Source organism: Microcystis sp. M49636_WE2 (assembly GCF_030065375.1).
Classification (GTDB): domain Bacteria; phylum Cyanobacteriota; class Cyanobacteriia; order Cyanobacteriales; family Microcystaceae; genus Microcystis; species Microcystis aeruginosa_C.
Window position 1 is genome coordinate 1 of record NZ_JASJFG010000500.1, and the last position, 3,307, is coordinate 3,307.

Consider the following 3,307-nt stretch of genomic DNA (forward strand, 5'->3'; position numbering starts at 1 on the left):
GAAAAAACTACCATTGATCGCCCTCAATACACCCACGGAAATCACTAGAAAAGTGGCACAGGAGGGCTTAGAAAGCCTCTCCACCTCAGAAATGACCTACATTCCCCCTAAAAGCGAAATAAACCAGGATAACGAGGAGTATCGTCAACAGATCCTAGCCGTTTATCAGCAACACACGGGGGGCAAAAGTCAGGGATTCGATCGCTTTTTTCTGGCACAGGTTCTCTGGGATGAAACCATGGCCGATGCGATCGCTAAATTCTGGCAAGCTCATCCCGAATATCAGATCATCGTCCTAGCAGGAAAAGGTCATATTGCCTACGGTTACGGCATTCCCAGTCGAGTCCAAAGAAGATTAGGCGATCGCGTCAGCCAGCGTTCGGTTTTCTTGGGAGACGCTCCCCAATCATCACCGGAAGAAACCAAAAAACCCGCCGATTATTTTTGGCAAGGGCAAAATTAAGCCAGTCAGGAGCTAGGAAGCAAGGGATGATAAGCTAAGAAGCCAGTCTTTAAATTTAGTAGATAATAAGTCTGAAAAACTGAGGCTATTTTATGATTAATTTAACCTGTCAAGATACCGAAACACTCGATCGCATTTTAGCTGTTACTCGTGCCGTCGGTTGGGGTGGTGCTAAAATTCTCCAATCCTACCACCGGGGTGAACAGGATTTAGCCGTTAACAAGAAGAAAAAAGGCGGACCGGTGACGGCGGCGGATTTAGCGGCAAATAACTATATTTTAGGGGAATTACAAACAAATTTTTCTGATATCGACTTTGGTTATCTGAGCGAGGAAACCCATCAAGGCAATGAAGCTATCCCGAAAGATTGGGTATGGATTATCGATCCTTTGGACGGAACCCGCGATTTTATCAACAAAACGGGAGAATATGCCCTACATATCGCTTTATGTTATCAGGGAAGACCGATCATCGCCGTGGTTGCCCTACCGGATCAAGAAAAACTCTATTTTGCCCAAAAAGGAAAAGGTACTTTTCTAGAAACTAGCGACGGAAATATTACACAGGTAAAAGTTGCCAATAAAGATAAAATTACCGATCTCTATCTGGTAGTTAGTCGTACCCATCGTGACCAACGTTTTGATAATTTATTAAGTCAAATACCCTTCTTAGGTAAAAATTATGTGGGTAGTGTGGGCTGTAAAATTGCCACGATCCTCGAACAAAAATCCGATGTTTATATCTCCCTATCGGGGAAATCGGCGGCTAAAGACTGGGATTTTGCCGCCCCGGAGTTGATTTTAACGGAAGCAGGCGGCAAATTCTCCTATTTTGACGGTCAACCCGTGCGCTATAATCGCGGCGATGTGCGGCAATGGGGGGGGATCATGGCCAGTAATGGTCCTTGTCATCAACAACTTTGTCAGTTGTCCACGGCAATCCTCGCCCAAATTGATGCCACTGTCTAATTTCTGCTCTCTTATTCTTTGTGTGATCGGTTTAACTTATATAGGAGCGATCAATCTTTGTGTCCTTTGTGTCTTTGTGGTTCGTTCTAGTCCTTCGCCGGCGGTACTGTATCTTAGAATACATTTTACCCACCAAACCCAAGAGAGCTTAATTTCTGCCCCCCTAACCGAGAATCAGAGATCGGTAGAATGGAAAAAAACCAGATCGAGCAATGTTACGGTTAAAAACTTGGCAAGGGTTGATTTTAGCAGTTCCGATCGCCGCCGTGGTCATCTTTCTGATCGTGGCCGCCAGTGTCCAGATCAATCAATGGGGTTTGAATTGGATTTGGGCAGTTTTTACCCTGATTTTTGTGGCTTGGCGCTTCCTGTTGGTCAAATGGACGCGCCCAGCAGTCGGGGAAATTGAAGCCGCCATCGGGGAAATTAAGGCAGAATTAACCCCTCCTGAGGGTGATTCCGGGGGCAATGTCGAGGAAATTATCGAGAGGATTATCGTCGAGGCCCGCAATGATCGCCCGGTTTGGGAAGATTGGGCGACTTTTTGGCAACGCTGTCAGGATTTGGTCAGTGCCATCGCCCATATATATTACCCCGATGTCAAGTACCCCTTATTAAATATTTACATTCCCCAGGCCTACGGTTTAATTCGGGGAACCGTGGATGATAGCGATCGCTGGATGCAGAATCTTTCCCCGGCCCTGAATCAAATCACCATCGGCCAAGCCTATCAAGCCTACGAAGTTTATCAAAAATTGCAACCCTCGGCCCAGAAACTTTGGCAGGTCTGGAATTGGGCGCAATGGGTAATCAATCCCGCTGCGGCTGTGGCTAAAGTTGCCAGTCAAAAGTACAGCGATCGAGCGGATCAGCAATTATTAGTCAATTTAGGGCAAGTTTTGCGGGAAAATGCCCTAAGAAACCTCTCTCGCCAAGCGGTGTTACTCTACAGTGGCGGCAATCTCGCCCCAACTCTCCCCACCAAGACCAAAATCGCCACCACTACTCTCAAGGAAATTCTCGCCCAAGCTGAACCGATCACGGAAATCGATCGCCAACCGGTTAACATTCTGCTGGTTGGACGCACCGGGGCCGGCAAAAGCAGTTTAATCAATACTCTCTTTCGGGCCGATTTAGCCCAAGTGGATCTATTGCCCAGTACCGATGCCATCCAATCCTACCATTGGCAAACCCCAGAAGGGGACGAGTTAATCCTCTGGGATACCCCGGGCTACGAACAGGCAAATCGGGCTGATGATCGGCAAAAGGTTCTTAATTATGCCAAAAACGCCGATTTATTGATTCTTGTCACCCCCGCCCTCGATCCCGCCCTGGCCATGGATGAGGCTTTTCTTAAAGATTTGCAACAAACTATTGACAATTTACCAGTTATAGTCTGTGTTTCTCAAGTCGATCGCCTGCGTCCGCTGCGAGAGTGGCAACCCCCCTATAATTGGCTGACGGGAGAAAGTCCCAAAGAAGTCAATATCCGCGAATGCTTGCAGTATCGGGCGGAATTATTCGAGGATCTCTGCGATCGCATTTTGCCGATGGTCAGTCAACAGCCGGATAGAGAAGCTTGGGGGGATGAGGAGTTATCAATCGCTTTACTGGGGGCAATTTCACCCGCAAAACAGTTGCGTTTAGCCCGTTTTTTAGCGGATTTGGAAACTCGAACCCTGGCAGCGGCGAAAATAATCGATCGCTATACTTTACAGATGGCCACGGGGCAAGGTTTAACGGCCCTATTAAAAAGTCCTATTCTAGGTTTTATCTCCACTTTAGCCACGGGAAGACCGACTTTAGCCTATCTTTTAGCTGAACAAATTCCTGTGGAACAATTACCAGTAGCGATCGGTAAATTACAGATGGCCTA

3 protein-coding genes are annotated in these 3,307 nt (G+C 47.2%); all 3 read left to right on the forward strand.

The window, feature by feature from the left end; translation table 11 throughout:
* A partial coding sequence (locus tag PX484_RS11705; RefSeq protein ID WP_288103943.1) for a ChaN family lipoprotein occupies positions 1 to 463 on the forward strand: 463 nt, incomplete at its 5' end.
* Positions 464 to 555: 92 nt separating this feature from the next.
* Positions 556 to 1,431 carry a 3'(2'),5'-bisphosphate nucleotidase CysQ family protein gene (locus PX484_RS11710; protein WP_287765460.1) on the forward strand — a complete coding sequence of 292 codons (876 nt, stop codon included), beginning with the start codon at positions 556 to 558 and terminating at the stop codon, positions 1,429 to 1,431.
* A gap of 212 nt (positions 1,432 to 1,643) precedes the next feature.
* The coding region (locus PX484_RS11715) for a GTPase family protein (protein ID WP_288103945.1) at positions 1,644 to 3,307 on the forward strand (1,664 nt) is incomplete at its 3' end.

Bases quoted from the DNA above. Each gene is read 5' to 3' on its own strand.
- PX484_RS11710 (WP_287765460.1), top strand. From the start codon at position 556: ATGATTAATTTAACCTGTCAAGATACCGAAACACTCGATCGCATTTTA.